A 26872-nucleotide genomic window follows, 5' to 3' on the forward strand; every position below is an offset into this window, starting at 1 on the left:
ATTGATCCCCGACAACGAACGTCTTGCATTAGAGGCGTTAATCCAACGCCTTGAGGAAACCCCTGTTCTTTCCGAGTTGGACCGTTTTTACAAAGAGCGGCCAAGAAAGAAACGATGCCCTCCCGGTGAAGATTGGGATCGGTTTCACGCCCAGTTGAAGAAGGATATAGAGCGAACAGCGTCAACCGCCGCACACCCGCAAAGAGACAAAAACCATCCGGTATATGGTGACACCAACTATGCCCTTGGTTTTCATGTAAACCACCTGAAAGCGCATCTGGATGACTGGTTTGCTTGGGCTCATTACCCATCAGCCAGTATGAGCAAACGCATTCCGATCATCTTGAAGCGCGCAAAAGAAGTTGAACTTCGGGATCGCTTCATTGCGGCCTATGACAAGCACTTTCGAGACTATTGGAAGCCCAATCTGCATCGCGAACCGTCAGGGGACAAATTGCAGGATGTTCTCCAAATGAGTATTGAAAGGCTAAACGTCAACGTGAAAGAAGTCACCGACGATAGCCAGGGGAACGTTACCTACTCCTTCGAGTTTCACTGCTGTGATTGTGGCGGTTACATCCTTGAGATGCCGGAAGACAATAACCCAGACGGTCCTGTTGTTTGCAAAGCCTGCCGCCAGGTATTCGGAATTCGTCGCGACCTAGAGCGCTTTTGTAAGCACATCGGCGACAAGAAGTTGATCGAACTGGGCTATGGATAGAGACAGCCCTTAGCGGGCTGCCCCATTTCACTCACGCATCTACTGCGGCCCGCAACGCATCCGAAACGCATGCAATGTCGCCGTGGAACCGTTTGAATAGAGATTGAAACTCCGGATCATTCGCAAACTGATCTTGATCGAAGTATTTGGCGTCCAAGTGATCCAACATATCCACTGCCGATTGAATTGAAGAAAGCATGTCTCGGAACAAGGGGCTCTCGGTTGACACCATCATAACTTGCTTCCTTCGATCACATCGAACTGAACATCACGCTGGAATTTCATCTCGATTGCCTCGGCCATGTCCCTGCACATACGAGCGGTGTTGGCCGCCGTTTTTGTGAGCACATCGCCATGGTCATGCTCCATGGTGCTGATAACGCCAAGTTCTCTGGTCAGCGTTCGCGTGATCCCCTTTAGCGCGCTATCGACTTGCTCAGCCTCATGCGTAGCGGCTTCTTTGCTGGCCAGAAAATCGCTTAGATCATCCACCTTTTCCTGTAAGAAATCCTTACGCCGGACCAGCCCCTCAACCGCTTTCTCGGCCTCCACCTTCCGCTTGAGTGCTTTGTCCAGTTCGCTTTGTACCTGATCTTGCTTTTCCTGAATCAGGCTTTCCGCTTCAGCTTGTATCTTTCTCGTAGCGGCATCCGCAGCATCTTTGGTGGCAGTCTCAAGCTTTTGCTTGCTTTGCGAAAGTTGGTCTTGCAACTCGCGAATCTGACCGTCAAGTTTTTCCCGCTCTGCTCGGCTGGCCTCTGTCTTGGCTTTTTCCACCGCCTCTTGTTGGCCATCCAATGCAGCTTCTGCGCGGCGTTTATGGCGCTCAGACTCAGCTTCGGCCTGCTCGGCCCTCGTATTTGCGGCGCGGGTCTCGCGAACCATACGCTCCACTTCTGCCGCAGTCGTGGACTCTCCACCTTCAGCCTTTGCCTCAACGCTATCCCTGACCTCCTGTGGTGTGGATGGTGCGGCAAGCGCTCTCAAAGTCCTGAACGACAACGCCTCGATGATCTTGGGTCGATCTCCATACTCTTTGGCCACATGCATGTACCGAAGGGCTTCTTTTTGGTGGAGACCCGGTAGTACTTCTTGACGCCACGAACCAAATTCCTGATCGCTAGAAAAAATCTCACGAGCTTCCAATAGCGCGCGACCCGCAAATATCCGAGACGCGTTGGCCATTGTCGAGAAATGAGCGATCTCCGTTGCAAGATTAGCTAGCCGATCAACCTCGGCTTCGGTCAGGTCGGACCCTTGGGTCCGACCGCCTTGTACGATGTCCCCGCTCAATGTTTGGATTCCTTCTTAAAGTATTCGCGGTCCAGCAGGCGATGGTACTGATCGGCCATTTCAGACACCAAAGTCTGGAATGCCTTCTTGATCTCAGCGCGAGACACTTCGTTGTCCATTCCTTCTTTCAGCAGTTCAGCGCATGCATCTTCAATGAAGCTCAGCGTATTGAGCAGGTGCACGTCGAAATCGTCGCGACCGTGAAGGAGTTCTTCGGCCTTGGCCTTGTTCAACCCAAGCGGCGCGTAGATCGAGCGTGTGAAGTTCGAGAACGCACGCTCCGGGCAACTGGATTTCTTACCTTCCGGATCAACATACGTGGTGAAGCGCAGGATTTGGTCTGTCAGCTTGACGCGGGACATCTTCCCGGCTTCCCGTGCAGCAACCCGATATCCTTCAAACCGAGCCTGCGCGGGTAGTGATTTACTTGCCGAGGTCGGCAAGTTTGTCTTATTGGTTTCAGCATTCATCGGTGAGGGTCCTTTCCTCATTGGTGGGACCGCTCCGTGCGTCAACACGGTCGGTCGATTCAGGCAGCGGGGAGCGTCGCTAAACTGTTTCCCCGCTGCCGCCCTGCGGTTCAGATACCGCTAAAATTCTTCATCGCTTCCTGAATTTCCTGCTCCAGAGCCATCTTCCCGTAAGGCACCAAAACCTCAGGTCGGTTGGCTTTCACCAAGCTGCATGCCAGTTCCGAGATAGCTTCTACGTCATCCATGCCTGCCGCGACCAAGCCGCGAACAACCTCATCAAGGATTGCTTCGGCTTCGGTGATATCCATCTCGTCCATCAAGCCACCTCCCCGCTCAGCAACCGGCGCGCTGAATTGCTTAGCCCTTGACCGCCATCTTCACTGCCGATGCCGTCACACCGGGATGCAACGATGACTTGCACTGCCAAGTCCTTAAAGTTCTCCGGCTCAGCACCCATGATTTGATCTTCCAGCTTCAGGAAAGCGTCCTGAACTGGTTCGACCGACTTGTGAAAGTGCGCGCTTTCCGCCGCAGAAGCCTTGGGGTTTCCCCTGTCCTGCTCCCGAACCAAGACAGCGCTGTTTTCGTCAAGCAGGTTTTCGTATTGGGCCAGAAGTGGCCCCCATTGCTCGAACAGCATTTGAATGGGCGTTTCGGTCTCCATGTCGCTGACCTTCTTCCACCAGTCCGGCAGATCGGGCATTTCAGCCTCTTTGACGGGCACCTGAAACGCTGTTGCTGCAGACGCCGGTGCAATTGCGAGGGCGGCTGCTACGAAATCTCTCCGTTTCATGCCATCACCTCCCGAGCCACACCGGGAATGAGCTTGGCCAAGCGAGTCAGGCCTTTTGCAGTGACACGAACCTGCTCTGTGACTTTTTCGGAACCATCCGGGCGCAAAACGGTCGTTGTCTTGTGCTCCAGCAACCCCATGTTGCATTTGCTTTGATAGCCAAGCCAAGCAGAGCCGCCCGGGCGCTTATAAATCCAGCCGTTCTGGCTCAACCATGTAAAGGCATCCTTTGGACGAATGCCGAGGTTCTTCGCTAGCTCCGTAATAGTCAGGCTGCCGTCTGCGCTAGCAATCCGGTCCAGTGCGTTTACATCGGCCTGCATGGATTCGATCTGCTTGTGTTGATCCGCTGCCAACTGCAAGGCTTCACCGAACGTTTGAGGAACCGAAAAGCCCCCAGACGCCTTGATCTGCTCTTCCATCACATTGAAGGCTTCGAGGAACTTGATCTTCCAAGCCATCGCCTTCTTACCCGTGAAGCCCATGACAAGCATAGAGTACCCGTCGCGGGTCATTTCAAACATTTGGTAGGTCTGACCGTTCTGTCCATCGACATATGGGGTCTGCTCAAAATTGAGCGCACCCCAATCTGGCTGCCCTTTAATGAGTTCGCGAATGTCGCGCATGACATTGCGGTGCTCTTTGCCGAACTTCTCGGCAATCACACGCGAAGTGGTTTTCAAGTCGTTGTTGACCAGATCAAAATGGTCTTGGTTGTATTTCACTACTTTCGGTAGTAAGTTCTCCATAAGAGAATTCCTTTCGTGAGGTTTTTCTTAGAAGGCCGTCAGTTCCGCCAAGAACTCTGACGGCCTTCACTTTTCCGAAGCTTGCTCAGCCTCCTTTGCCATGGTCATCACGATCAGCGTGTTGACGCTCTGACCGCGCTCGCCAGCGACGTTCTTAAGCTTGTCCCTCAGGCTAACCGGCAACCGGACAGCGACTTGCGCAATGCCCTCGCCTGGTTTTCCCTGAATGTTGCTTACCATTTTAAGTGTCTCCATAATGCTATTGATACGCTTACAATTAATTCAATAGCAATTGACAGTCAACCGCGAAAATTAAATTGATTGCAAAAAAGGACTCACATCATGGTTGCCCGCAAAACTGGCGATGCAGTTGTTCAAATTGCGCTTCGAATTTCCCCCGAGCTAAGAGATCGGATAAAATTGGCGGCAGAAAGCAACGGTAGATCAGTCAACAGCGAGCTTGTTGAGGTGCTTTCAGAGAAGTACCCGGAGCCAGCACCTAAGGAACTGATTGAAGATGTTATTTCGTTCCTTGAAAAGCTCCCAAGCCAATATGACAAAATCGAGAACCCAGAGGACAAAAGGCAACTCATCAAAGAATTCCTCACTATCATGGTTGAATACGGCGACGTGGATACGGACGCGATGGTGGAATTCGTCATGAAGGACTTTGATCCTGACGCTCCGCTTATTGGCAGCCTGCCAAAGGTGAAAGCGCCCGGTGAAGACTAACCCCCGCCCCCAAAAAGCGGTGACGGGTAAGTCAGGGGTGACTTATGGCCATCGGATTTGCAGATAGCGCTTACATTCGGGTAACGTGACCTAGATTTTAAAACGAGTGACATTTGATGACGCGGAAAGTGAAGGACCCGATTGCGACCCACAATGAGCGCATCAAGTTGTTTGCAGGCCTTATTTCTACCATTGCGTACGCAATCATAGTCGCAGCTTTCGCGGACAAGCTGAAAGACTCAACCAAGTCCGTAAATGGCCTACTCTTTGTTTTGGGCTTGATGCTTTGGTGGATTTCTCCTGCTATGATGCGGTTTCTTCGCAAAGAAGGTAAACCCGAGTGACTGGATTTGAACAAATTGGCTTCTTACTTGTAGGTGCTGGCCTGCTGACCGCCGCCGTTGGTGTTATCTTTGCGATCTACTCTGATCGGCGTCTTGACGCAAACGCTGCTGGCAGCTCCTCCAAAGTTGCAGAGAATGACCCTGAAACTGATGTTCAGCGACAGTTCCTCACGACGCTAGTGCAAAACCTTGCCCAAGAAACGGACACCGCTGATTTATCGAAGTTTAGGTCTTCGCTTCCATCTGGGTTTGACATAAGCGAGAAAGAACTAGAGCGTGCCAAAGCAGCCTTTCGCAAGGCGGTAGCGCAAGCCAAGCAAAAGGAGGCGGAGCGCCAAACGGTTGAGGAGAGATCCGATCCAAAAGAGCAAGACTTGCTTGGCTGGTTGGAGAATCCAGCTTTGTATGCTCGTACTTTTCCAAAACACGAAGAGATCGTCCGAGACTATGAGAAAGCGTGTCTTCAAATTCTACTTCTCCCCACCAGAGAACTTAGACAGCTGAACGAAGCTGGAAGAGCTGCGTTCAATAGACCTGATCTCGATGACTTCCCAGAAGTCCAGGAGATGCTGAGCAAAACCTTCCACATTCACCTGACGATGGTTGCTCGGCTGAAGCGTGAGATTGCAACGAAAACCGGTGAGCAAAGACGGCCACGGTTCAACCCTTCCAAACAAGAAAACCAGGCGGAGTAAATGACCCGCTCGAAACTCTCAGTCCAGTATTTCTTACCCTCCTGATCCAGATACTAGGCAGCGGCTGCTTCCATTCCAACTTCGGTGATGAGCGCCAGAACGAACAGGTCTCTTTCTGCGTCATTCAGGTTTGTATAGTGTTCGGTCAACAAGCGCCCGAGGTCTGCTGCGGACTTTGTGTTTCTGCGAGCGCTTCTGAGAAACGCCATTTGAGGATTCTTGAGCATGGGTCTGATTTCCTACGATTGCCCGCACGAAGGTTGCAGGGTGAAAAACACCGGCTTCGTCACACATATTGCCAAGGCGTCTTTCGAAAACGAGGTCGGCGATCTCTTTGCGACATGCTCCCAATGTGGCCAAGGTGTGCTGTTTCGAATATTCCGGCAATCGGGGGAAACAATTGAGGCAGCCAACAATTACTCAGGCCAAACCTTCCTGGACAAATTTACAATTGCCGGTGTGTGCCCGTCTCCCCCAACCATCGAGACGGTAGACTTCCTAGAAGACCACATCTCCGAAACCTACCTCGAAGGTGAGGCCAACTTTGCCGACGGGCGTATGCGCAGTGCTGCGGCAATGTACCGAACCACTGTTGAGCTATCGGTCAAACACCTTGATCCAGATGGTAAGGGATCGCTCTACAAACGCATTGAAGCAATGGCCAACGCGAATGCCCTACCCCCGACTCTAATTGCCCTGATGCATGAGGTTAGATTTCTGGGCAACTACAGTGTCCATGACGCAGTAGAAGCCGAAGACGTTCAGCGAGGTCGGGAGTTTATTAAGTTATTCCTCGTTTATGTTTTTGAGCTTCCCAAGAAGATCGAGTTAGCTGCGAAGAAACGAAACGGCGAGTAAGTCAGGGGTGACTTAGGTTTGCCGGAAAGTTAGTAACACCCCAAGGATCTCTGTATATGGATTTGAAGTTCCCGATAAACCTCGTTGGCTCCGACGAGTGGATGGACAGCGTTTACAAGCCGGAACTGGCGCAAGGCGATGTGATTACCAACGACGGCATAGTCCTCGGAACTTGGCGGGTGGTCGATTATGATCCCGAAGACATGTATTCAGGTGGTCGATTTGAGTTCATCCCGGATGGTGAGGAAGAGGTTAAGTTCTCTGAGGGCTTCGATATGCTCGATGTCCGGGTTCACCGTGGAGCGGCAATGTCACGCTTGTGTAGGGCCATACGGGAATGGCACGACCAAGCTGATTGATGCCACACTCCGAAGGGCTGCCTTAGGGGTGGTTGGGTGGGTAGCCGCTATCCTTGACTCACCATCCGATTCCCGGTGACCGTTGCCCTCATTGATTTGAGGAGATTGGTTATGGGTGAAGATCCGAACATCACACGATTGAAGATAAAGGCTGCGGTTATGGATGCGCTGGCTGGGTTTCTGTTCAAATTGATAACCAGAAGCCCGAACGCGCCCGCAGATTCTGGATTCAAGATTATTGAGGGCTTCCGAGGGACCTTGGACGCAAACACGCCCAAATACGCTTCATCCATTGATGTAGATAACCACGTAAACCAATACTTGGACGAATTCCTCCAAAAATATGGTCAAGATCATCCTGAGTAGGTTCCCACCTTATGCTCTCCAATTTCTTGATCCAGTCATCGACGGCCATCGGATCTAGTTCGTTCTGGTTCATCCCCTACCCCCTCTCACTCGGCATCTTACTGGACGGGCTTACTGAACCCTGACTTGATCTGGTCTGATATGCGCTTTCGTTCCAGTGCGATGCCGGGGTCTTCATCCGGTTTGGATAAAAACGCTGGCGAAACCGTCATTGGTTGCATCCCCCGTGCGTAGCCGGAGACATAGGCAACGCTGATCAGGCGAACTTGCTGCGCTTCCCATGGCTCCATATGCATCTGCGTAGACCGCGAGAACGCTTCGATCTCCATCCAGTCCAGCGGCTCAATGCCCCCAATTCCGGCCGATTTGTACCAACCAAGGCACTCAGGACTCATCCAGTCAGCGATGTAGTCCAGCCCACCCAAGTTTGGCAGAGCCAGATCGATACCCGCCTCAGTCCATAGTTTTCGCCGGTTGCAGTGCCAATCCTCTGGCTGCGCGTCCAGAAATCCTGTTTGCCTGGCGTAGAGCGTCAGGCGCTCAATGCGTTTCCCAAGTAGTTCGCCCGAGATGTAGCGAACAAGTTGACCTGTTCAGCAAAGGACGCCTCACCTTGCCGCCCGTTGATCCGGTTCAGGTTCAGGAACCATTCAACGTCTTTTGGAGCAGTAGCGGACTTGGTGCCATTGCTGACATTCTCGAAACCGATGATCAGGCGCGCTGCGATCTCGCAGATACGATCATTCAACTCGTCCATGTTCATTTCATCGTCTGATGCGTTTTCGTCCGTCGCACGAGCTTTCTGCTGCTCCCGCACCGCCTCACGCACGGACGGGGCCTCAGAGCCACGCACGATGACCACACAGGGCTTTCCGTTGTCCTCGGTCGGATCATCAGGATTGTCATACAGCAGAGCACCTGTGGCGGGGTGCTTGATGTGCATCTTGGCCCCTTTTTCAGAGGAGCTGACGGAATCGAATGAATTGAAGTCCATAGTTGATTGCCTTTGGTTCAGTGGTTCATATCGGGCCGGTGGACTGAACCAAATCCGCCCGGCCCTACCGCTCGGTCAGAACGGGTTACGGTGCCGCTTTCTCAATGATGGCATTCGGCGAAATCTCGATAGACGTGTTGGCCGTCACAACGTCATCAACGCCGCCAATGTTCGGCTTGAACATCATCACCAGACCTTCGAGGTAAAAGATCGTTCCATCCTGCAGTGTGACCGCGAAATAGGCGTTGTTGTCGCTGGCCAGCGCCGTTTTCATTGAGGTCTGCCCTGCATCGCCAGGATCTAGAGCAAGGTTCGGGCTCAGCACGCCATTGTTATAGGAACCTTTGCCCTTTTTCGTGCCGCGTGTGTCGAGCGGGTTGTGCGTGACCAGCGCCCATTCGATACCGAACTCACCTATGTTGGTGATTTCGCCAACGGTGGTAAATGTCAGGGCATCAAAGCCCGCTTCGTCATGGGTCAATGGGGCCGGGATCGAAATACCGAGCGTCACCCCTGATGCGGTTTGGTGTGCCATATTGGCTTCCTTTCACTTTGGAAAAGCGCCTCAGGGGCGCGGGTGGATAGGCCTCGGCCTATTTCGTCTGAACAGGTGTCAGCCCGTTCTTGAACTCTGCAATCACCTCGCCATCAACCTTGATGGAATCCGAGACTTCGCCGACATAGGTCACATCATTGGAGAGCGTGAATTCCAGCAAGTCGCCCGCGGCAGGCTTTGCGCCTTTGAAGCGCGCCACAGGATGCGACGGCTGGTTCGGCTTCATCGGAAGTCGGTCTAATCGAACGCCGCTCACCTTCTTTGCTACAACAACCTTTACGTCCTTTCCGCGAACTGCCTGAGCGCGCGCTTCAAAGGCCGCCGGGGCGGTTTTCTTGTCTGACATGATGTGGTTCTCCGATTAGGCCTTCATGGCCGTGAAATCGATGCGCACCGGCGTGCGCCACGACGAGTCGTCCGGGTAACCCTGCTGGACGAAGGTATCACCCAAGGTGATCTTCAATCCTCCGGTCTTGATGATCGCCTTTGCAGGGGCAGATCGGTCAAACACGGCAGCAACGGATTCTGCGATGTGCTGGGCTCTTGTCTCGTATTCTCCCAACTCCGAAACGACCGTGACCTGCAGAAAGCCTCGGGTAATTGGACTACCACCCCTGAGAGACCGGTCTCTGCGGCTGGCAGGGACGAATTCAACGACAAGGTAAGGTTTCGGCAGGCCTGAACTGTAATGCCGGTTGGACCAGACAATCGGATAGCCGAGATTAGCAGCTTCGATCTGCACCATCAGCGCGTCGGAAATCACGTCGTTCGTCATTGCGCGCGCACCTTTGCGGCGCGCTTTTCAACGAATTCCTCAAATCGTGCGACATTCGCGCCAACAAAATGTCGCCCAGGCACGTTGTACTTGCGGCCCAGTTTGTCCTCTCCCGTAAAGCCAAACTCAATTCGTCTGGCATATTCTTGCGTCCATTCGAACTGCAAGATATCGCCGATCTCAAATCCATCGATCGCCACAGTGAAGCTTGTAGGACCCTTTGCCACCACCGATCCGTTGATCTTGGTTTCCAGAGACTTGATCAGATCAGCGCTATCAACTGGAATTTTGCCCTCGACAAACGAGCCACCTGTTTGCTTCACACTCGGTTGGGATGTCTGCGCATGCTCAACAACGTCCTGAATTGCATGGCCCCCGATGTACTTCAGGTCGGCCTTGCGAGCATTGATGGCTGCGCGCGCCTGATCAGCGTATTTTCCCATTACGATCTCCTGTAATGCAACCTGTAGAACGCGGTGCATCGACAACCGATTGTATGCCTCGCAGGTGCGTTGACATCGAATGGATGCCGCATCCGTGTGCCGTCCGGGAATTCGAAGGATTGGCCGAGATCAATGACGGTTCCGTTCATGGCCACGTGATCTGTCCGAGGCTCAAGCGAGTGGTTGTGCTGCCAGCGAACCGAAATTCTCTCTACGTCTGGGCGTTCCAACGCCTGTCGCATACCTTCCTCTTGTCCTGCGGCCAGCGCTCTATGCGCCTCATGTCGGGAAATAACCCTCCCCCGAAACGTCAGGGCCTTTGATCGATGCGCCTCCATGATCCCAGACAGCCGCTTGCCAGTGATCGGCTTTCCTTCGTCAATCGCCTTGCGGATTAGACCGTCAAACCGCTTATCGCGCTGCTTGAGCGACAAATACTGGCGCATGAGCTTTGGATCGCCACTGGCAAGCTTTGCCCGCCCTGAGGCTATGCTCTGGGCCTGTTTGGTGGTCAGGCCAATGTATCCCCCAACCCGCTTACGTCCGACACGGCGTCCGACAATCTCTCGGGCTACTGCCGATGATCCTCTGCCCTCTTCAAGTCCGGTGCGCACGATCTGACGCGTCATTTCGATCTGCTCAGCCTGAATACCCTGTATCAGATCGCCAACGTGACCACGCACCCATTCCTCGGCCCTGTGATGACGCCCATTGAAAGAGAACGTCCCGCGCAAGCCTCTTGGAAACACCCGCTCGGCCAGTTCACCGCCCTCAAAGAAGGCAGTGCGAATTTCCTCACCAAACCGAAACAAAGTGCTGTCGTCCAACCGCACTATCCGGGCCGCTTCCGCCAAGTCATTTCGGTCCAAGGCTTCAATCAGCGCGGTTTCGTCAATCATCTGCGCGGCCCGCTCAATCGCCCGCAGGAAGGCATCTCTGATACTCGGCTGGAATCGACGAAGGGCGCGCTCAAGATCGCGCCTCTGGGTGTCTAACGGCATTGTGTCCCCTCATGTGATGAGAGAGTATGAGAAGACGGCAAAATCTACCGCGCCAAATCCACTTCGTACAATACCGCCACGCCGCCCGGTGCGAGGGGCCTGACCTCAGTGATACTGTCAAACTTCGTGAACATTGTCACGTCAGCACGGGCAACGCCGACAGCAATCTTGTCCTGCTTCTCAGGTATGGCACCGGTCGCATCTATGGTCAGTGTGCGCCGGGTCTCACCAATCAGGGTGCCGGATTGATCTCTGATCTGCTTGTAATCCTGCACCGCGATCACTTCGTGCAGCGTTGGTTCCGGTTCCGCCCTTTTGTCGTGTGGGCTGGTGGGTCCGAAGCCCTCGGGAAGCTTGCTTAGGGTGCACTTGAACCCAAACCGCTTGATCAGGCGTTTTGCGGTGTTCTGCGCGCGCTGATAGTCGAAGGTCATTGTTCTTCCAAAACTCCGATATCTCGCATCAGATCGAGTTTCGATGCCTCGACCAACCCAACCATCTCCAAGGCACGACCCCGATAAATGGTGGTGCTAATGAAATCCGAAACGTTCATATCAGCCAACACCAAAAACATCCGGTTTGCGCTCCGCTGGCCTGACTTCAAATCAGCCACAACGCTCTCCAGCACCTGAATGATGTCCTGTTCTTGCGAAGCGGTCTTTGCGACCTGCCCACCAACAACTTTGATCTCAGTCATGCACGCATCACCAATTGTGTGTTGCCGGACGACGTTAACAGGATCGACAAGATGTCATTTACAGCAGTGAGAACTGTTCTCTGATCCTCGACCGCCCCGCTGTTAACGTACTCGGTGTCCATGGGCCCGATCTTTTCGCGCTTCGCGATCAAGCCAGGAACGATTTCTGGTGCGAGGTCTGTTCCTGATACCGCGTGCCGTGTGGCCAAAGCATGAGATTTCAGGATTTCGCGAGGGATCGCATCTGACACCACAATCTGCCCTTCCCGATCATAAACACCGACCCGTGGCCATATCCGGGCCTGATTGCGCCCATTGACCCTGTACCCGCCGAACCGATGCCCGAAGACGCCGTCCAGCCAATCCGTCGCTTGTCTGGCGGCAACTTCGATCTGTGGATCAGACAGGCTCGAATAGTCGAAGCCCAAGTCATCCCACACCAGCTTCAGATCGGCGACATCGCTGTAGCTGTCGCTGTCTGCGCCGCCGACTGTGGTATCCAGCGCCATCTTATTCGCCTACGAACATGACCTTTTTCAAGGCCTCTTTCAGGTCCGGAACATTCCCGGTCGGGTTCTCGACGCCGTGCTTTTTGAGCAATGTCTCCAGTTCAGGCTTTTTCAGTTTGTCGATATCCTCAGGTGACCCCGGGATTGCGATTTCGGGCTCTGCGCCACCCATGTCAATGATCTCTGCGCCATCAGGAGCAAACTTGGCATCAACAATCCGAGCACCCTCTGCGCGCAGTTCCGCCTTTTGCTTTTGCGTGATCGGGTGCTTCACATAGGTGATTTTGTCAGACATGATTTTCTCCTCTGAACGCTGACCTTGAGAAAGGGGCCGCACGAAGCAGCCCCTCAGAAAGGTCAGATTTATTGGGTGTTCAGCAGAACGCCGGCAGTGTCCTTGTCGTCGGTCGCGATCTTGTCCCAGTTGCTGCCGGTTCCTAGGGCCGCATCATTGGGGGACGCGCCGCCGTTCGCCTTGTCCCAGGTGTAACCTTTGACCTTGGCATTGAACGAATACTCAGCTTGCCAGACGCGCTGAATGTTCTCATCGCCGGTCTTTTCTTCCACCAAGGTATCCAGATCGCCGTTGTCTTCGACGGATACAGCGCCTTCCACCAGACCAAGCGTGTGGTAGGTGTCTGGAACTCCAGAGGTGACCAAATCAGGACTGTCTGTCATGATCAGCAGGCGGCCCATACCGTCTTCCATCACCGACACCGTACCAATGTCGAAGAGACGATTGGTGTTGGTGATATTCTCGGCGAAGAGGTCATGCATCGGCTTCGAATGCATTGCCCAAACTGCAATCGACTGAGAACGATCACCAAAGCGCGCAGAGGCGGAGACAAAGCCAGTGCGGGTGATTACGCCCGCAGTATCATCCTCGACCAAAGCCGCCTGGTTGCCAATTGCAGCCCGCGCGACACGCAGACCGGTATTCAGCTGGTCTTGAACGATGCCAATCCCCAACTGTTCTCCCAGAACAACGCCAGCTTCTTCCGGGTTCTTCTGAATCCATGTGAACTGGACGTTGGTCATCTCTACTGGGGGCGTGCCACCAGCAACTTTGACCGAAGTCATGGAATCTTGCGACAGCGCGACAGGAGCCACGGCCCCGCTACCGTATGCGTTACGACGGCGCATCAGGCCGGGGACAGATTTCCAGAACGTTTCGGACGAATAATCACCTTCATTCATCTTCGCAACAAGGGTAATCGCGTTGCGCGATGCCGCGTTGAACAGATCAACTTTTTGAGCAATGGTTTCCGTGGCTGCCCCGTAGGCGTATTCCTCAAAAACCTGCATGTCACTGAGTGCCATTGGGGCGCTCCTTTCAATTATTCAAGTTTGGATTTGATCAGGGCGACCTTCTCCAGCGGAGATTTAGCTTCGCCCCATGATTTGGGTGCATCAGACCCACCACCCTTACCGCCCGTGGCATCGCCGCCGGACGGGCTGGGAATGGCCCATGCCCCTTCTTTCGCAACCCACGTTTTCGCGTAGTCGCCCAGTGTCTTTGGACCCATGGCAGTTTCGATGATCACGTCATCACCACTGACCTCGACCTTCTGACCATCCATCATTGCCAGTGCCGCCGCCTTCCGAGGTCCCTCAGGGACTTTGTTGTCGGCCAGGGCAGTCATCACTGCATCGCGGATGGTCTTTTGCTGAATTTGCCCTTTCAGGCCGTCCAGCTCGGTCTTGTAGCCGTCCCGTTCTGTCTCCAGTTCGGTACGAACCTCGGCAATCTTGGCCGCCATCGTAGCGTCATCGATGTTGCCGGATTTCGCCCGTTCCCAGATATCTTTGTCGAAATCTTCGGGGAAACCATCCAACTGCAGTTTCAGCGCATCGCGCTCGCTGGTGGCCTTGGTCTTATCGACCTTCACCCGCTCATACGCGGTCTTAAGGCTGGCAACTTCGGGGTGATTGTCGATCCCTTCAACATCGAGAACAAACGTCCCGTCGTTTTCAGAGTACAAAGGCTTGATTGCGTCATCGACACCATCAAGGGTTTCCAGAACGGATTTGAGGGCCATCGGCCAAACTCCACTGATTGTTAAAATGCGGCATCGCCGCGGATTAAAGGGCGTCGCCCTCGTCATCAGAGACGAGATCCTGACCGGCGATCAGTTTCCACTCGTCATCGTGATCTCGTTCAGCCGAAGCGATGCCGCCCCGCTGAAGGTTTTCGTAATAGGTCTGCCAGCTCATGCCACCGTCGGAGAAGATACCGAAAAGAGATGATGCCCCTTCTGGCGACATGACCGTCTCAAGCAGGTCCGCAGGCGGCGTAACAACGATGTCAGCCTCATCGAGACCCTTTAGCAACGCGACATTTCGAAGGGCTTTTTCAAGCAACGCGCATGAGTTCTGAGCAACGGTCATTAGTGTCGCCGTTTCGGATTTGTACCTCAGGCGTTTCGCTTCGCCACTCTCCTGAGATTTCTGCTCTTGCCGATGCAGTCTCGCCCCGGATTCTGCCGCAGCTTCCCGATACTCCTGCTTTGCTTCTTTGTGGGCGTCGATACCTGCACATGTTGGGCTGACATAGAAAACATCAACTTCCACCTCCTCAGGGCCGATGATCTGGTGAACCGCGCCTGCACCGACAAAACTTGGCGGCTCGCAATTCTTGGCGATCAGCGTTTCCTGCCCAGACATGAACAACTGATGTCGATAGTCGGCATCCAACTGGTAAATCGCTTTTGCTGCACGGGAAATCCCGATCAAAGGCGGTGTGATGATGTCAAGTGACTGATCGACCGCGTTGGCCACAGAGAACGGGATGCGCCCAACTCTTTCGCCACCCAGGACCGTAGGTTCGATCTGGCGCGATGTGTCGTCGGTGTAAACGGTCTGGATGTATCTGCCATCAACGACCTCGAGAACCCGGAATTGCTTGACGACTTTCCACTCGAACCCGTCCCGCTTGTTGTGGGTTTCGTCGAGAACATAGAACTGTTCATCCCAATTGATGATCGATGGACCAATGTACCCCGCAAGATAGGGGTCACCACCTGCCTCAGGCGCATCAGCCAAGACGCCATAGCGACCGATCAAAAGCAGATTACGCGTGATCCGGCGATGAAATGCCTCAAGGCTCATTCCGTCTGCTGTTGCCGCTTCTGTCAGGTAGGACAGAGCGTTTGGCAGTTCGATCTGCATTTCCTGCGAATGGATGATCCCGGTCATTGCCGAAAGCGACGGCGTGAGGATCTCGGGAAATTGCGCACGCGCCCTATAAGCATTGTACATGGCGCGACCGCCATCTTGGGCGGCCTTGAACCCGTTTGGCTTAGGCAGGTATTTTTCAGCCGCCTGCTTGATTGCGCTTTCGCCTTCGGCAGCATCCAGCATCAACCGCCATTCATCCGATCGGCTTTGCGTGATCTCCGGGTGGAGGGTGCTTACGTCTGTCAATATAGCCCTCCAACGTAGCTTGTTTCTGATGTTGTTTCGCCCTTGAGCATCAACTCTGTGAGCGCCCACACGAGGGCGTCTGCGCGGTCAGGCGAACCCTCGCCCACGTAGCCAGACGCCGTGAAGTTGCACATCTGATCCTCAAGATCAGGGAAGACGCCAACGTGGCTCACCTTCCCTTGCTCATAGAGCGCGCTTATCGGCTCCGCTCGAACTGCCTTGCCTCGCGAGGCGTGAACCTCTTTGAAGGCTGCTTTCTTGCCCGCCGTCGCGACGGTAAAGCGCACCATGTCGCCACCAAAGTTTCTCTCACCAAGGATACGATCTGCCCGCCAGTTATCGTACCGCTCAACAGCTCTACGACCCCAACCTTCGGGCGACATCTGGCAAGTCGCATCTTCCAGAACGTAGCCGCGCCCATCAAAGCCCAGCCCAGCCACGATGATGCCGATATCGTCACCTCCGTCATCGCCTCGCGTCCCGGATGGATCGACCGCGACGACGATCCGTTGCATGTCTGGTGCTTCGGCAACCCGACCAGCATCAATGCCGGGCATGTTTTTGCCGTCTGGCGCGATTCTGTCCTCCAGCGCCCAAAGCGCGCCGTTGACTTCGCTGGCCCATTCCCCGGCCTCAAATCTCAATCTCTTGGCGGCTGACATGCTGGCCAGAACATCAAAATACTCTTCCGGCAAGTTGTCTGCGTTATCGACCGGGTTGACCAGCATCTCAGCATAGTCATCCGGGTTCGGTAGTGCTTCCTTGGTTCCCGGCTTCAGCTTCGACCGAAACATTTGATAGGACCAATGCAGTTTCGATGGAGGGTTGCAATCGTAATACGCCTTGAGCGTCAGGTGATCGCGATTGGTCGATTTTGCAATTTCAGGCGCTAGGTCGCACTTTTGCGCCAAGCGAGACATGGCCGTTTCAACCGATCCCCATGGAATCTGACTGCTCTCGTTGAAGTACAGCGTAGCGTATTCCTGGCCGAGGATCTTCTCAACGCGTTCCTTGTCGTCCAGACCACCAATCCAAATCTGCGACCCATTCGGTAGTTCGATGTAGAAATCGGTCTTATCAGGCCGATACCGCAACCCCGGAAAGCACAGCTTGAGTACCTTTGGCAGCGTATCCGACCAGACCGAGGTTTTTGCGTGATTGAACCGAAACCGGAATATCGCGTGCCGGGATTCAGGTGCGTTAATGGCCCGTTGGACAATTGCCCGTACCAAAACAAAGGTCTTGCCTGAGCGCGATCCACCACGAAGCATGATGTTTCGTGCAGGACTTGCCAGTAGTCGATTTGCCTCCCGCTGTTTGGCGGTCAGAACTGCAGTCAAAGTTTGGCATCTTCCGGCAGGACGTTCAGGCTGATACCCCCGGAATGCTCCACCTGCTCCCTGAACGCCTGAACGCTGACATGCTTGCCGATCAGTTCGATCCGCTTCACCCGATCAGATATCTTGATCTTCTTCAGGTGACCGATCTGCCTCTTGCTTTCGCCCTGCCCCTCAAACAGCGCCTCGACCTCGATACCTGCCACCAATCCCTGTCGCCAGATCGTCGGCCACTCTTTGACGGGCAGTAGATTTCCGTCGTCATCGTAGATGTCCGCAAGGTCCGCTTCGGCCTCGTCATGCAGTCGAGTCAGAACCCAATCGGCAGTGATTTCGGTACGTTCGGAGCGGGCTTTCTGGCGTTCTTCAATGACCTCTTTGACCTTACGGTTTGCTAATAATTCAGCACCCCGAACTGTCGCACCTTTTTCGCTGTATCCAGCCCGGATGGCTGCTTGCGTCGCGTTCAACTTTGCGTCTGAAAGATACTCTTGAACGAAACGCTCCTGTTTCGCCGTGAGCGTCATGGAGTTCTCCTGAAATTGGGTCGTGTCAGGAGCCCCTGCTGCCAAAGGAGTGCCTCCCGCCCCTTATCCAAAGCCCGCCACAGGAAGTGGAGTGTCTACTCGCCAGCTTTGAATTTGGTGGTTGTTTTTCTGATTGAGTGATCGAAAAGGTTAAACTCTTTACCTGCCGCACATTTCCCCAAACTCTGCTCAGAAGAATATCTGTGATCCCTTGTAGACTTTCCCGTAGCGCGCGCCGTCAGCCCTAACCTCCAGGTCGCGCGGCAACCAATTCTTGATCCTCTCGATGTCGTTGAAATCCCAGGCGAGATCATCAAGGTTGAGAGTGTTGCGCTTTGCACTGCAAATCACAGAGATGTTGTATCCGTAGACAAAAGCCTTTGCGTCTGAGCAGTCGAACCCCGCGAGAACCATGCGGTACAACAACAAGGCGGGCGTCCAAAGTGTTACGTGACCTCCGACAAATTGAGATTTTGCAGGCGGCACCGTAATCGCGACGGTGCCGTTTTCGCCTGCCGTGGCTAGGATCTTCTGCAAAAACCCATGAGTGTGAACAGTGTGCTCCAAGACATGTGAGGCCCAAACCAGATCATAGGTTGCATCAAAACTGTGTTCGAGAAAGTCCCCAATTATCACCTTAGATGTATCGGTGAAGGCCCTTGATTTCCCGAAGTCAAACCGGGTTACAGTTTTTCCTGCGCGCTCGAAAACCTCGGCATGTTTGCCGCTGCCGCTACCGATATCCAACACGGTCGAGAATTTCTCTTTTTTAAGAACATACCCCAACGCAAGCCCCGAAAGTGGAAATTCTTCAGACATATCGTATTCCGGCAGATCAAGAAGTTCAGGCTCAACTGCTTCGCTATTGATGACCGGATTTACAGGCTTTTTTTGAGCCATTCTCTTGGTTCTTTTGGTATTTTTTCTAAGCTTTTTTAAGAACTGTTTCATTGATCGACCTTGCAAAGAAACTCAGTCTCGGATTACTCGAGTGCCTCGCCATGATCAACGGTCTAAGTTTATGTAGAGTCCGGCAGGGAGAGCCCCCGCAATCCCTTAGCCGATAGCAGTAGCCCTGCCGCGCTCATGGCGTGATGTGCTGAGCCATCCAGGCATGACTGCCTCATTGGTTCATAGAGAGCGAGACAGAACCACCTGCTGCCACTGATGGTCCTGTCTCTGTCAAAGCCGGTTCGGTGTGACCTGAGGGGGAAACTTCCGGTTTGTGATAGGAACTGGCTTTGAATGGGTGACTTCTACTTGTGCAGTTCTTGACGATTAGTGCCATTGGCACTATATTGACTGTATCGGAAGGGCAATGAAGCCCGCCAGTTTAGGAGACCCGATATGACCGCAGCAGAACAAACACTCGCCGACGACAAGATGCGCGCTGAGATTGCAAAACTCACCGCCGAAACCTCCGAGATTAACCAGAACATGAAGTACCGCTTTTGGGTGCTCATGGCCGCTTATGTCGGCGCTCTGGGCGTTCTGTTGAAGTTGCTCGGATGACACCCCAAGAATTCAAAGAGGCTCAGCTACGGCTGGGCCTTACCGACTCCGAACTCGGTGCGATCCTGAATACCGACCCTTCTACTATTCGGCGTTGGAAAATGCCGTCAGACAAGAAAACAGCACGGCCCCCCAACCCAGTTGCAGCCAAGGTGCTTGAATGGATGCTGGCCGGGTTCCGACCTCCTGAGTTTCCTGTGAAGTGAAAACCCGTCAGCCTTAGCCGACGGGCTGTCGTGCTAAGCTAGTCCACGTTGTATCGTTTGAAACTTAAGCCAGTTGCGCGTTGCCACTGATGCCGGACTGTACACCCTTCCGACGCTTGCGGCGAAAGGCCACTAACGCGCCGATCCCGCTGATCATCAGCCATGCGCTTGCCGGTAGCGGAACAGGTGCCGGTGCAGCCTGGGTTGTTAGGGACACCTGATTGAACCCAGACCCTGCCAACGATACTGATGTCCGGTCAGAAAGGCCCAGAACAAAGTTAGCACGAGACACATCAGTCAATTGAGACGTACTTGTCGGGATTGTCCCTATAGGCAAACCAGGCGTCAATGGAAACACAATAGAAAAAAACCTGATAGTCTTGGCAAACAGAATTGTATTGCTGAACTGAGCGCCGTTAAAACTCGACCCGTTGTTTATCGCTGAATAAGCCACGCCATTGGGGATTGAGGAATTGTCTTTGAAAACCTGAAAACCACCGCCAACAAAGGAGAGTGTTTGGGATCCGAGCGTAATCGACCCATTGATACCCGCATCATGCCAATCAGAAAATCTGGAAGCGGCAATTCCTGGAACAGTTGGGTCAAAGTTATAGGTGAACTGGAAAGCTTCAGATGTTGAGCCTCCGAGGCCACTGGCATCCACCGTGCCGTCAATGGTGATCGTCGAAGTCAACGCACTGGCTAGAGATGGCAGAAACGCAAAAACGAATGCAATGGAAGTCAGTAGTCTCATCGGTCAACCCCTCACCAATTACTTAACAATTTATGAATGGCTAGCATGGTTGGGGATTCGAGGCAAATATTACCCTGTGAACCACGCTCAGAACGATGCAGCACCCGAAAGGAGTCTCTGCGCATTTCGCACACCCTATCCTGAACATCTGGCCAGACTGACAGGCATCGGGCTCGGTTGTGACCGCAGCGTCGGCTGTCTCGGTCATGTAGAACCGAGGTGGAATTCAGATTGCTTTGGACACATTAACGCTATGCAGCATGTTGTCGGCTTTTGCCTGTAAACACACCAATCGGACCATTTTGCGCTGTCCTTGCAGCCGACCGCCGCTGGGCTGGTGCGACTTGCGCTTTGGGTAGACCATACCACAGATAGCGTAAGTATCAATAGTTTGCGTCTCTGACGTCCAGCGGGTCTAATTCAGCCCGAACAATCCGCCCGAACATTTCCATCTCGGCAACCACACGCGGATAGAGGTCATGCGACCGCTGAACCATGCCTCGGAAAGTGAGCAGCGTGTTGGCAAATTTCGGGTCCAGAGACTGCAGCGCCTGTCCTGCCTTGTATTCGCAAATGGCCTCCTGATTTTGGGATATGCGCTGAGCAGTCGCGTATTCCACCTCTACCTCAGCCCTAAACAGGCCCAGAGAGCGAACGTCAGCCGCGCAGAGCGGGGTAAACGTCTTCGCAAGGGGTCTGACGCCTGTGACCTCGAAAAGCCTCTGTGACGGAATTTGAGCGAATATGTAGTTCTGCAGGTAAGGGTACTCGACGGGCTCAGCCCGGCGCTGCTTGCCGCGACGTTTGAATTCGATCTTGTGGCCGCACCAGACATTGAGACCAAGGCCTTTGATTTCTTCCTCCGCCTCGAACTCGCGCCCGGTCTTTGCGTACAGCAGATACCACGGTACTTCACTCACTTCCCGCCCCCTTTCCGCTTCGTTGGCCTGTCTGCGTCTGTCATTTCCGTGCCCTCATCTTCACGATGTACCGCTCCAGGATCGCAACGGCCCCACCCCAAGACCCAGCCAAGTGCTTGCTCCCGATGCTCTCGCACACGTCTTGCGGCAACATGCCCCTCTCCCTGCACCAGCAGCAGTGCTCCAAGGCCTCGTCAAACGCTTCAATCTCGGGCTCGTCCTCAATCACCTCGAAAACGGGCTCGGGGCTCGGGCGGGGACGCTTTGGCACATCGGCGGGATAGAGGTCACTGCCGCCAACTTGCCAGCCACGAGCGGAGCCTTGGCATTCGACGCGGGCGAGTTCCTGCATAGTGGTCATTCCGCTGCCTCCACAGATGGCAGGTACGGCAGAACCACGGCACCAAACCGCTCGGCTATCATTTGGGATGCGTCGTCTCGATACGCGGCTTGCCACTGCCTGACGCTGGCTCTGCGGTACTGCTCCAACGTATCCCGAGAAACGAGGTTTGCGTTTACGGCGCGAGTCCCGATATCACCCCAGACGACTTGCTCAGAAACGCCCTCACCTGTTTCCATTTTGCGGGCTGCAAGCTCAACTTCGTCGGCTCTGAACATTTGCAGCGGCGCGCGCCCATTGCCCCGATTGGTCGGAATACTGTCCACAAAAACACCCTGCGGGGGCCAAGCGTAACTGCTGTGAGTGTCAGCTACCTTTTCCAGCGCCTTTTCAAGATTGGCGGTGTATTCGTCCCTACCTGTGACCGGCAGGCGGCGGGCCATGGCCTCGGCAATTGAAAGCACCGAGGCGTCTTGTGCGTCCTGCGCCATGCCACGAGGCGGGGTGTAGCGCTCAAGGAATTTGCTGATTTCGACAAGCGCTGCGTCTCTGCGTTCTTCGAATTTCATGACGTTTCCTTTCCGGCTGCAAGTTTGGCTTGAATGCGTCGGAGGGAATCTTGGGAAGCTGAGAAGCCAGACCTCCTAACCCCCTTCCTTGCCCCCCTTGGGGGGTTGGGGGGCTTAGAATTGTTATCCTTGCTAAGGTTGTTTTTCTTAAGGGGACTGATTTCACCGCCAGCGGTGTTTACCGGCGGCGGGTTTTTCAGGCCCTCGGTGACCGGGGGACGGGTTTTCAGGCCCTCGGTGTCAACATCTTGTGCCTTCGGGTCATCGTGAATTTCCCAAACCGTGCCGTCAAAACGTCCGTCCTCGCCGTGTTTGTTTTTGATTTCCAGATACCCGGTTTCTTGCAATTCCTTAACGATTTTGCGATACTTATCTCGCCCGAAGCCTGTTACTTTCATTAGGTAATTTCGGCGGAACACCCACCCTTCTTTCATTGACATAATGAGGCCAAGAAAGCCACGCGCCTCCATCGAAAGACGATTGTCACTGAACACCGCATTGGGCACAGCGGTGTAACCAGATCGTCTAGATATTGTGTTGGTGCATTCGCTCGGTTCACTCACGATATCGCCCCCCGAAGATCTACCTCGACAACTGGCGGTAAAATGTGGAACACCACGTCGGCGGGCTTGCGCGTGCCTGCAAAGACGGTCGGATAATCCACTTTGAAGCCGCCATCATCACAGCCCATGGCGTCCGCGATCCCGTCTATGTATCCCTTCATGGCAGATGGGCAGTTTTGCGGATCACCGCGCCTTGTAGGCGGGTAATATTCGATTAAGATCGTCGCATTGGGCCAGCACCCTACCCCGGCCTGCTTTGCCATTGTATGAGCGACCTGACGAGCTTTCTTCGTCCGTCCGGCTATGGTAAGGCGGCTAGCACGGGAATTGCTGTGAAGGTCTTTGTGCGGCCACGGCAAGGTGATTGTGACGCGTCTGGTCATGACACCTCCATCGGCGGCTGATCGTCATCACTCAGACCAGCCTCAAGGTCATCGAAATGATGGGCCAGCCGCCGCGCCTGAGTTCCCATGCCCTTTTCTATGTGGCCGGTGAACAATGGTTTTTTCTCTCCACCCTCGACGTCTGGATAGAGCGCGAATGTCTTGCCGTTTTCGCGGTGATCCATGGTGCGCACGATGACGTGGCCGAGGCGGAAATATTCCTGACTAAGGATTTTTGGACGGCTTCCCATTCACCCCTCCCGTAAGAAAAGCGCCCGGCCCTCAGGCCGAGCAAGGTTCCAACAGGAAGAGTCCGTGCAGTCCCCGGCACGGTCGGGGTGGATCCACGATCTTACGCGAATTGTCGTCCAAGCATGGCCTCGTAGAACAATTCCGGCGCAGAAGGCATGAACGTTTGTAGAAGTTCGGGGGTCGCATTTAGGCTTTTCCGGCCCGACTTGGGGTGTTGAAGAATAATCTTCCCCGGCTCCCCTGCCCGTTTCGACTCCGTCATACTTATTAACTTGCAACGGCTGTACGGCATGCCCTTGGTCCGCCGCCCGCCGCGCGTTGAGCGAGGAACTGGCTCCCCGACTGCGTAGATTGGGCCGGTGTGGCCTTGCGCGTCCAACTGCTCTTTGGTCTTTGCCATGGTTGTTGTCCTTGCTTGACTGAAAATTGCTCCACGGTCTTTGGCCACCCTGACCGTGGAAAGGGGTGGCGACAGAGTTACGGCGGGAAGGACGTGATAAACCCGCCCCCTGCTGGCCTGTTGTGAGTGGTGGTGTCATGTCGAACGCCCCTCTAACGGGAGCAGCCCCAGCATTGCATTGGTGCGGGCGAATTTTCCGTGCAGATGGAGGGCGGCTGCGTCATAAGCCAGCGCAGCTTGTAGCTCAGAAGAGAACCCTGACCCGGTAATGCGCTGACCCTGAGTAAAAACCTGAAAAGACCAAAGGCCGGTGCTCTTTTGCAGGAAGACACCTTTGTACTGAGAAGCCCCGCCCAATGATGCCTTTTGGTTGGCAGTGTTTTCGGCTTGGCTGCAGACACGAAGATTTTGCCGCCGGTTGTCTAGGGTATCTCCATTGATATGGTCCACCACCCGACCAGTCGGTGCCCTAACGACCTTGCGGTGCATCGAGACCTTGTTTTCGCCCCGGCCAGATTCTGCGTAAACATGGCGACGTTTGTTGCGGGTTCGGAACCACTTACGACCCTGCACCCATTCAAGGTCATCTGGATCAAACAACGCCACCTTTCCGCCAGTCAAACCGACAAACCCATGATCGCCACAGTTACAAAGACCAGCGTCTCGAAAGTGTTCAACGGTCATTTCTCAATCCCCAACTTGGTGAAAAATTTTTCCGCCTTTTCCTTTAGTCTCAGATATTTGGAGTAAGCCCGCTGTGAGCGGGCTTCACACCATCGCGCCATGACGTAAGTGAAGACTTTCAATTTCCGCCCCCGATGTGACCGAGACCGAGTTCCACACCAGCAATGAGTGCAACGGCGGTTACGTACTTCAGAGAGGCATCGTTGTTGCAGCGCAACCAATTCCGGACCTGCCGAGGAGAAACGTCGAGAACCCGAGCGGCTTTATCCGCTACTGCCGCCTCGGAGTCGGCTGGGAAAGCCCGCCAAATCAGGGCCGCGAACCAGCGTCGTGATTTTTTTTCGTGGTCAAGTTCATTTCTGGCAAAACTTTTCACAACATGTGCTCCATATCTCTGCTGTGCATCAGAGACTTGAACAGAGGACATGGGAGCGGAGGTCATTGGGTGGCCTCCGTTTTCTTATCGTGCGGGAAAAAGTCTTCGGGACCGATAGCGATGGATCGCGTTTCAGCACAGGCCAAAACTTCTGCTTTGTTGCTGTCAGGGATTGTTCCCCGAGCCTTCCAGCTCTGAACCGTGGACGGCGGCTTGCCAATGGCAGCGGCCAACGGCCTTACGCCCCCGAATGCTTCGATGATGGGATCAACATAACTCATGTGCGCAATATGCGGCTAATGTGTTTGCATTTCAAGCGCTATTTGCGCACACATACGTTAATCGTTTTGTGCTCTATCTCCGCACATGGATAATTCAGAAGCACTAAAGGCCGAACTCAAGGCGCTGAGAACCGAGGCCAGAATGTCTATTCGGGCGATGGCAGATGCCCTTGAAATAAGCAGTTCTGGCTACAATCACTACGAAACAAGGTTCAAGGAAAAGTACCTTCCCGTAGACGTCGCCCAAAGCATCGCTGATGTACTAGAAAAAAGAGGCATAGATCGTAAGCGCGTCATGGCCCTGTCTTATCCTCAGGAAATCCAAGGCTCTGCGCACATCAATAAAAACATCATTGGCGGCACCGTCAAAAAAGTCGATTTGGGTGAGGATGCCTCTGACAATGGCGCCCTGGTGCCTGTTTTTGATGTCTCAGCAAGCGCAGGTTACGGCGCTGTGAACGAGTATGAGCCACAGACGCACAGCCTCGCCTTTCCACCAGATTACCTAAAGAAGCTCACCAGCGGGTCACCTGCGAACCTCGCAATAATCAGCGTCAAGGGTGATAGCATGGAACCTACCCTGCTGGACGACGACATTGTTCTTCTGGACACCAGCAAGAAGCACCTCGGATACGACGGCCTGTTTGTGCTGCTGATGGATGACGTTCTGCACGTGAAACGGATCGGACGGTCATCGAAGACCGGGCATGTTAGTGTCATTTCGGACAACCAGACATTTCCGCCGTTTGATCGAGAGATTGAAAGTATAGAGCCGGTTGGTAAGGTGCTTTGGTATGGGCGAAAAGTATAAGCGACGCTCGCGTTAGTCGACCTCATACGAACCGCAAAAATCAATCAGTTGCAACCAAAATGCTAGATTTATTTTTCCGAAGAAGGCTGGATGAGCAGTAGTTTTCGAGACTTTTTTTCCTCCCGCTCTGTACGCTTCTCCGGCTTCAGTGCGCTCGGGTTATTGTCAATCAGCACTGTTCACTACATTGGATTTACTGATGACTTCCCTAGCGAATGGCCTTTGCGACTGATATTTGATTTAGGGCCAAGTATTTCATCAGAACTTATCTTTTCTTTAGTAATTTCCGCTGGTTTCGCAAAACTCGCTGCGGAAACGTTGAAGCACATTACGCCAACTATAGTTTCCCCGCTTTTGCTATTTAGAAAAACTCGGCGTTGGGTCGATATCGTTGGCTCCACAAGTTCTCGGAAGTCGTACGCGCCTGGCTTGTACATTGGAGCATTTTGGGCGTCATTTTCTGAAATATACCTTGATGGATTCATTGCTTACTATACATTGCTTTTTGCTGCCGCATTGCTAGTTCCATTTCTCACTTATCCGTATTTCTATACAATGAGATACAGCATAGCACGCGCCAGAATTCGCAGGGAATTACGCCAATTTAAACGAGGTGTCTTTCGTGGCTTCCTTATGCCAACGGCGATATTTTCCCTTCTAGCGCTTTCCTACGCATTAGGCTCGGAACGATTTTATGCCCTGATGTCTCTGCCCGCCGTTGAAATCAAAACCGCTGAGGGCACCGAACGAGGCTATATAGTATCTGAATTTGCCAACGGGATAGTTTTTGCGTCAGACTACCAAACTGACCGCAACGGATATCCGGCGATTATCGTTTTTCGCGGTGAATACTCAGTCAGTAGTGCGGATGTCGACTAGTCCACTGCCACTATAAATTAGCGACATCATAAACCAGATATAATCGGCTAGGTCGTCATTCTGTTGCCTCTAGCACGCAATCAATCAGAGCTGTCACATTCCAGCCCCGTGATTGCGCCTGCTCCTCCGGGCTCATGCGGGCCTCCTGTGAGGTGGGCGGGCTCCCTACTCCGCCACGCGGTCCAGCTTTACCTGCTGCCTACAGCCGGGAGATTCACTGTGTTTCACCCCACGTCCGTATAGCGCGGACGTGGACGTGATTCTATTGTGTGCGCACGGTTTTTCATTTTGTGCGCA

General features: G+C 53.8%; 42 protein-coding genes. 9 read left to right on the top strand and 33 right to left on the bottom strand.

Annotated elements, in window-relative coordinates:
• The first annotated feature begins 1 nt into the window (after position 1).
• A complete protein-coding gene (locus ACR0K4_RS11800; RefSeq protein WP_480854103.1) occupies positions 2-721 on the top strand; it encodes a hypothetical protein in 720 nt (239 codons plus the stop codon).
• A gap of 231 nt (positions 722-952) precedes the next feature.
• Here ACR0K4_RS11800 and ACR0K4_RS11805 read toward each other — a convergent pair whose 3' ends face one another.
• From ACR0K4_RS11805 to ACR0K4_RS11830, 6 genes are all read right to left on the bottom strand, one after another.
• Positions 953-2014: a hypothetical protein gene (locus ACR0K4_RS11805; RefSeq protein ID WP_480854104.1), complete on the bottom strand. Its 1062-nt coding sequence runs from the start codon at positions 2012-2014 to the stop codon at positions 953-955.
• Positions 2011-2376, bottom strand: coding sequence for a hypothetical protein (locus tag ACR0K4_RS11810; protein WP_480854105.1), 366 nt, complete (start codon positions 2374-2376; stop codon positions 2011-2013). The genes ACR0K4_RS11805 and ACR0K4_RS11810 overlap by 4 nt, the downstream gene beginning before the upstream one ends.
• Before the next feature lie 218 nt (positions 2377-2594).
• Positions 2595-2804, bottom strand: coding sequence for a hypothetical protein (locus ACR0K4_RS11815; RefSeq protein WP_480854106.1), 210 nt, complete (start codon positions 2802-2804; stop codon positions 2595-2597).
• Positions 2804-3190: a hypothetical protein gene (locus ACR0K4_RS11820; RefSeq protein WP_480854107.1), complete on the bottom strand. Its 387-nt coding sequence runs from the start codon at positions 3188-3190 to the stop codon at positions 2804-2806. The genes ACR0K4_RS11815 and ACR0K4_RS11820 overlap by 1 nt, the downstream gene beginning before the upstream one ends.
• Positions 3191-3276: 86 nt before the next feature.
• The gene (locus tag ACR0K4_RS11825) at positions 3277-4029 is read right to left on the bottom strand and encodes a phage antirepressor KilAC domain-containing protein (RefSeq protein ID WP_480854108.1); all 753 of its coding nucleotides are present in this window, start codon (positions 4027-4029) and stop codon (positions 3277-3279) included.
• A gap of 66 nt (positions 4030-4095) precedes the next feature.
• Positions 4096-4269: an Arc family DNA-binding protein gene (locus ACR0K4_RS11830; RefSeq protein WP_480854109.1), complete on the bottom strand. Its 174-nt coding sequence runs from the start codon at positions 4267-4269 to the stop codon at positions 4096-4098.
• A gap of 102 nt (positions 4270-4371) precedes the next feature.
• Between ACR0K4_RS11830 and ACR0K4_RS11835 the strand changes: the two genes are divergently transcribed.
• Positions 4372-4761 (top strand): Arc family DNA-binding protein, encoded by a 390-nt coding sequence (locus ACR0K4_RS11835; protein ID WP_480854111.1) that lies wholly within the window; start codon positions 4372-4374, stop codon positions 4759-4761.
• 340 nt (positions 4762-5101) lie between these two features.
• Entirely contained in the window at positions 5102-5800 is a 699-nt protein-coding gene (locus ACR0K4_RS11840; protein WP_480854112.1) for a hypothetical protein, read from the top strand.
• A gap of 53 nt (positions 5801-5853) precedes the next feature.
• On the opposite strand, the gene ACR0K4_RS11845 is transcribed toward ACR0K4_RS11840, so the two are convergent.
• Positions 5854-6027 carry a hypothetical protein gene (locus ACR0K4_RS11845; protein WP_480854113.1) on the bottom strand — a complete coding sequence of 58 codons (174 nt, stop codon included), beginning with the start codon at positions 6025-6027 and terminating at the stop codon, positions 5854-5856.
• Here ACR0K4_RS11845 and ACR0K4_RS11850 point away from each other — a divergent pair.
• From ACR0K4_RS11850 to ACR0K4_RS11860, 3 genes are all read left to right on the top strand, one after another.
• Positions 6026-6658, top strand: coding sequence for a DUF4145 domain-containing protein (locus ACR0K4_RS11850; RefSeq protein WP_480854114.1), 633 nt, complete (start codon positions 6026-6028; stop codon positions 6656-6658). The two genes, ACR0K4_RS11845 and ACR0K4_RS11850, sit on opposite strands and share 2 nt — an antisense overlap.
• A gap of 56 nt (positions 6659-6714) precedes the next feature.
• Positions 6715-7017 (top strand): hypothetical protein, encoded by a 303-nt coding sequence (locus tag ACR0K4_RS11855; protein WP_480854115.1) that lies wholly within the window; start codon positions 6715-6717, stop codon positions 7015-7017.
• Between the two features lie 111 nt (positions 7018-7128).
• On the top strand, positions 7129-7383 hold the full coding sequence (locus ACR0K4_RS11860) for a hypothetical protein (protein WP_480854116.1): 255 nt from the start codon (positions 7129-7131) through the stop codon (positions 7381-7383).
• 98 nt (positions 7384-7481) lie between these two features.
• Here ACR0K4_RS11860 and ACR0K4_RS11865 read toward each other — a convergent pair whose 3' ends face one another.
• The 17 genes from ACR0K4_RS11865 to ACR0K4_RS11945 form a co-directional block, all read right to left on the bottom strand.
• Positions 7482-7778 (bottom strand): hypothetical protein, encoded by a 297-nt coding sequence (locus tag ACR0K4_RS11865; protein ID WP_480854117.1) that lies wholly within the window; start codon positions 7776-7778, stop codon positions 7482-7484.
• 137 nt (positions 7779-7915) lie between these two features.
• Positions 7916-8377: a hypothetical protein gene (locus ACR0K4_RS11870; RefSeq protein WP_480854118.1), complete on the bottom strand. Its 462-nt coding sequence runs from the start codon at positions 8375-8377 to the stop codon at positions 7916-7918.
• Positions 8378-8462: 85 nt separating this feature from the next.
• Positions 8463-8912 carry a hypothetical protein gene (locus tag ACR0K4_RS11875; protein WP_480854119.1) on the bottom strand — a complete coding sequence of 150 codons (450 nt, stop codon included), beginning with the start codon at positions 8910-8912 and terminating at the stop codon, positions 8463-8465.
• 58 nt (positions 8913-8970) lie between these two features.
• Positions 8971-9279, bottom strand: a complete 309-nt coding sequence (locus ACR0K4_RS11880) for a hypothetical protein (RefSeq protein WP_480854121.1) — start codon at positions 9277-9279, stop codon at positions 8971-8973.
• 15 nt (positions 9280-9294) lie between these two features.
• A complete protein-coding gene (locus tag ACR0K4_RS11885; protein ID WP_480854122.1) occupies positions 9295-9708 on the bottom strand; it encodes a phage tail terminator-like protein in 414 nt (137 codons plus the stop codon).
• Positions 9705-10151: a hypothetical protein gene (locus tag ACR0K4_RS11890; protein ID WP_480854123.1), complete on the bottom strand. Its 447-nt coding sequence runs from the start codon at positions 10149-10151 to the stop codon at positions 9705-9707. The genes ACR0K4_RS11885 and ACR0K4_RS11890 overlap by 4 nt, the downstream gene beginning before the upstream one ends.
• Positions 10151-11152 carry a hypothetical protein gene (locus tag ACR0K4_RS11895; protein WP_480854124.1) on the bottom strand — a complete coding sequence of 334 codons (1002 nt, stop codon included), beginning with the start codon at positions 11150-11152 and terminating at the stop codon, positions 10151-10153. Before ACR0K4_RS11895 ends, ACR0K4_RS11890 begins: the two co-directional genes overlap by 1 nt.
• A 44-nt stretch (positions 11153-11196) precedes the next feature.
• On the bottom strand, positions 11197-11586 hold the full coding sequence (locus tag ACR0K4_RS11900) for a hypothetical protein (RefSeq protein WP_480854125.1): 390 nt from the start codon (positions 11584-11586) through the stop codon (positions 11197-11199).
• Positions 11583-11849 carry a hypothetical protein gene (locus ACR0K4_RS11905; RefSeq protein ID WP_480854126.1) on the bottom strand — a complete coding sequence of 89 codons (267 nt, stop codon included), beginning with the start codon at positions 11847-11849 and terminating at the stop codon, positions 11583-11585. Before ACR0K4_RS11905 ends, ACR0K4_RS11900 begins: the two co-directional genes overlap by 4 nt.
• Positions 11846-12358: a DnaT-like ssDNA-binding protein gene (locus tag ACR0K4_RS11910; RefSeq protein ID WP_480854127.1), complete on the bottom strand. Its 513-nt coding sequence runs from the start codon at positions 12356-12358 to the stop codon at positions 11846-11848. Before ACR0K4_RS11910 ends, ACR0K4_RS11905 begins: the two co-directional genes overlap by 4 nt.
• Before the next feature lies 1 nt (position 12359).
• Positions 12360-12653, bottom strand: a complete 294-nt coding sequence (locus ACR0K4_RS11915; protein WP_480854128.1) for a hypothetical protein — start codon at positions 12651-12653, stop codon at positions 12360-12362.
• 68 nt (positions 12654-12721) lie between these two features.
• Positions 12722-13678 carry a major capsid protein gene (locus ACR0K4_RS11920; RefSeq protein ID WP_480854129.1) on the bottom strand — a complete coding sequence of 319 codons (957 nt, stop codon included), beginning with the start codon at positions 13676-13678 and terminating at the stop codon, positions 12722-12724.
• Positions 13679-13695: 17 nt separating this feature from the next.
• Positions 13696-14397 (bottom strand): hypothetical protein, encoded by a 702-nt coding sequence (locus ACR0K4_RS11925; RefSeq protein WP_480854130.1) that lies wholly within the window; start codon positions 14395-14397, stop codon positions 13696-13698.
• A gap of 43 nt (positions 14398-14440) precedes the next feature.
• A complete protein-coding gene (locus ACR0K4_RS11930) occupies positions 14441-15781 on the bottom strand; it encodes a DUF4055 domain-containing protein (RefSeq protein WP_480854131.1) in 1341 nt (446 codons plus the stop codon).
• On the bottom strand, positions 15778-17052 hold the full coding sequence (locus tag ACR0K4_RS11935; RefSeq protein WP_480854132.1) for a phage terminase large subunit: 1275 nt from the start codon (positions 17050-17052) through the stop codon (positions 15778-15780). Before ACR0K4_RS11935 ends, ACR0K4_RS11930 begins: the two co-directional genes overlap by 4 nt.
• 65 nt (positions 17053-17117) lie before the next feature.
• Positions 17118-17645 carry a terminase small subunit gene (locus tag ACR0K4_RS11940; RefSeq protein WP_480854133.1) on the bottom strand — a complete coding sequence of 176 codons (528 nt, stop codon included), beginning with the start codon at positions 17643-17645 and terminating at the stop codon, positions 17118-17120.
• 189 nt (positions 17646-17834) lie between these two features.
• Positions 17835-18596: a class I SAM-dependent methyltransferase gene (locus ACR0K4_RS11945; RefSeq protein ID WP_480854134.1), complete on the bottom strand. Its 762-nt coding sequence runs from the start codon at positions 18594-18596 to the stop codon at positions 17835-17837.
• Positions 18597-18992: 396 nt separating this feature from the next.
• Here ACR0K4_RS11945 and ACR0K4_RS11950 point away from each other — a divergent pair, with 396 nt between their 5' ends.
• Entirely contained in the window at positions 18993-19157 is a 165-nt protein-coding gene (locus tag ACR0K4_RS11950; protein ID WP_480854135.1) for a hypothetical protein, read from the top strand.
• Positions 19158-19427: 270 nt separating this feature from the next.
• Here ACR0K4_RS11950 and ACR0K4_RS11955 read toward each other — a convergent pair whose 3' ends face one another.
• The 9 genes from ACR0K4_RS11955 to ACR0K4_RS11995 all read right to left on the bottom strand — a co-directional run bounded on the left by ACR0K4_RS11955 (position 19428) and on the right by ACR0K4_RS11995 (position 24885).
• A complete protein-coding gene (locus ACR0K4_RS11955) occupies positions 19428-20117 on the bottom strand; it encodes a VPLPA-CTERM sorting domain-containing protein (RefSeq protein ID WP_480854136.1) in 690 nt (229 codons plus the stop codon).
• Positions 20118-20500: 383 nt separating this feature from the next.
• On the bottom strand, positions 20501-21037 hold the full coding sequence (locus ACR0K4_RS11960; protein ID WP_480854137.1) for a transcription termination/antitermination NusG family protein: 537 nt from the start codon (positions 21035-21037) through the stop codon (positions 20501-20503).
• 357 nt (positions 21038-21394) lie between these two features.
• Positions 21395-21946: a hypothetical protein gene (locus ACR0K4_RS11965; protein ID WP_480854138.1), complete on the bottom strand. Its 552-nt coding sequence runs from the start codon at positions 21944-21946 to the stop codon at positions 21395-21397.
• Positions 21943-22509 carry a hypothetical protein gene (locus ACR0K4_RS11970; RefSeq protein ID WP_480854139.1) on the bottom strand — a complete coding sequence of 189 codons (567 nt, stop codon included), beginning with the start codon at positions 22507-22509 and terminating at the stop codon, positions 21943-21945. The genes ACR0K4_RS11965 and ACR0K4_RS11970 overlap by 4 nt, the downstream gene beginning before the upstream one ends.
• Complete coding sequence (locus tag ACR0K4_RS11975) at positions 22506-22892, bottom strand: hypothetical protein (protein WP_480854140.1); 387 nt, start codon at positions 22890-22892, stop codon at positions 22506-22508. The genes ACR0K4_RS11970 and ACR0K4_RS11975 overlap by 4 nt, the downstream gene beginning before the upstream one ends.
• Positions 22889-23143 (bottom strand): hypothetical protein, encoded by a 255-nt coding sequence (locus ACR0K4_RS11980; RefSeq protein ID WP_480854141.1) that lies wholly within the window; start codon positions 23141-23143, stop codon positions 22889-22891. The genes ACR0K4_RS11975 and ACR0K4_RS11980 overlap by 4 nt, the downstream gene beginning before the upstream one ends.
• Positions 23144-23679: 536 nt before the next feature.
• A complete protein-coding gene (locus ACR0K4_RS11985) occupies positions 23680-24228 on the bottom strand; it encodes an HNH endonuclease (RefSeq protein ID WP_480854142.1) in 549 nt (182 codons plus the stop codon).
• Between the two features lie 118 nt (positions 24229-24346).
• Complete coding sequence (locus ACR0K4_RS11990) at positions 24347-24670, bottom strand: hypothetical protein (RefSeq protein WP_480854143.1); 324 nt, start codon at positions 24668-24670, stop codon at positions 24347-24349.
• Complete coding sequence (locus ACR0K4_RS11995; RefSeq protein WP_480854144.1) at positions 24667-24885, bottom strand: carph-isopro domain-containing protein; 219 nt, start codon at positions 24883-24885, stop codon at positions 24667-24669. Before ACR0K4_RS11995 ends, ACR0K4_RS11990 begins: the two co-directional genes overlap by 4 nt.
• Before the next feature lie 85 nt (positions 24886-24970).
• Here ACR0K4_RS11995 and ACR0K4_RS12000 point away from each other — a divergent pair, with 85 nt between their 5' ends.
• Positions 24971-25696, top strand: a complete 726-nt coding sequence (locus ACR0K4_RS12000; RefSeq protein ID WP_480854145.1) for a S24 family peptidase — start codon at positions 24971-24973, stop codon at positions 25694-25696.
• A gap of 90 nt (positions 25697-25786) precedes the next feature.
• Positions 25787-26575, top strand: a complete 789-nt coding sequence (locus tag ACR0K4_RS12005) for a hypothetical protein (protein ID WP_480854146.1) — start codon at positions 25787-25789, stop codon at positions 26573-26575.
• The last annotated feature ends 297 nt before the right edge of the window (positions 26576-26872 follow it).

It is taken from the genome of Ruegeria sp. K11, assembly GCF_056531905.1.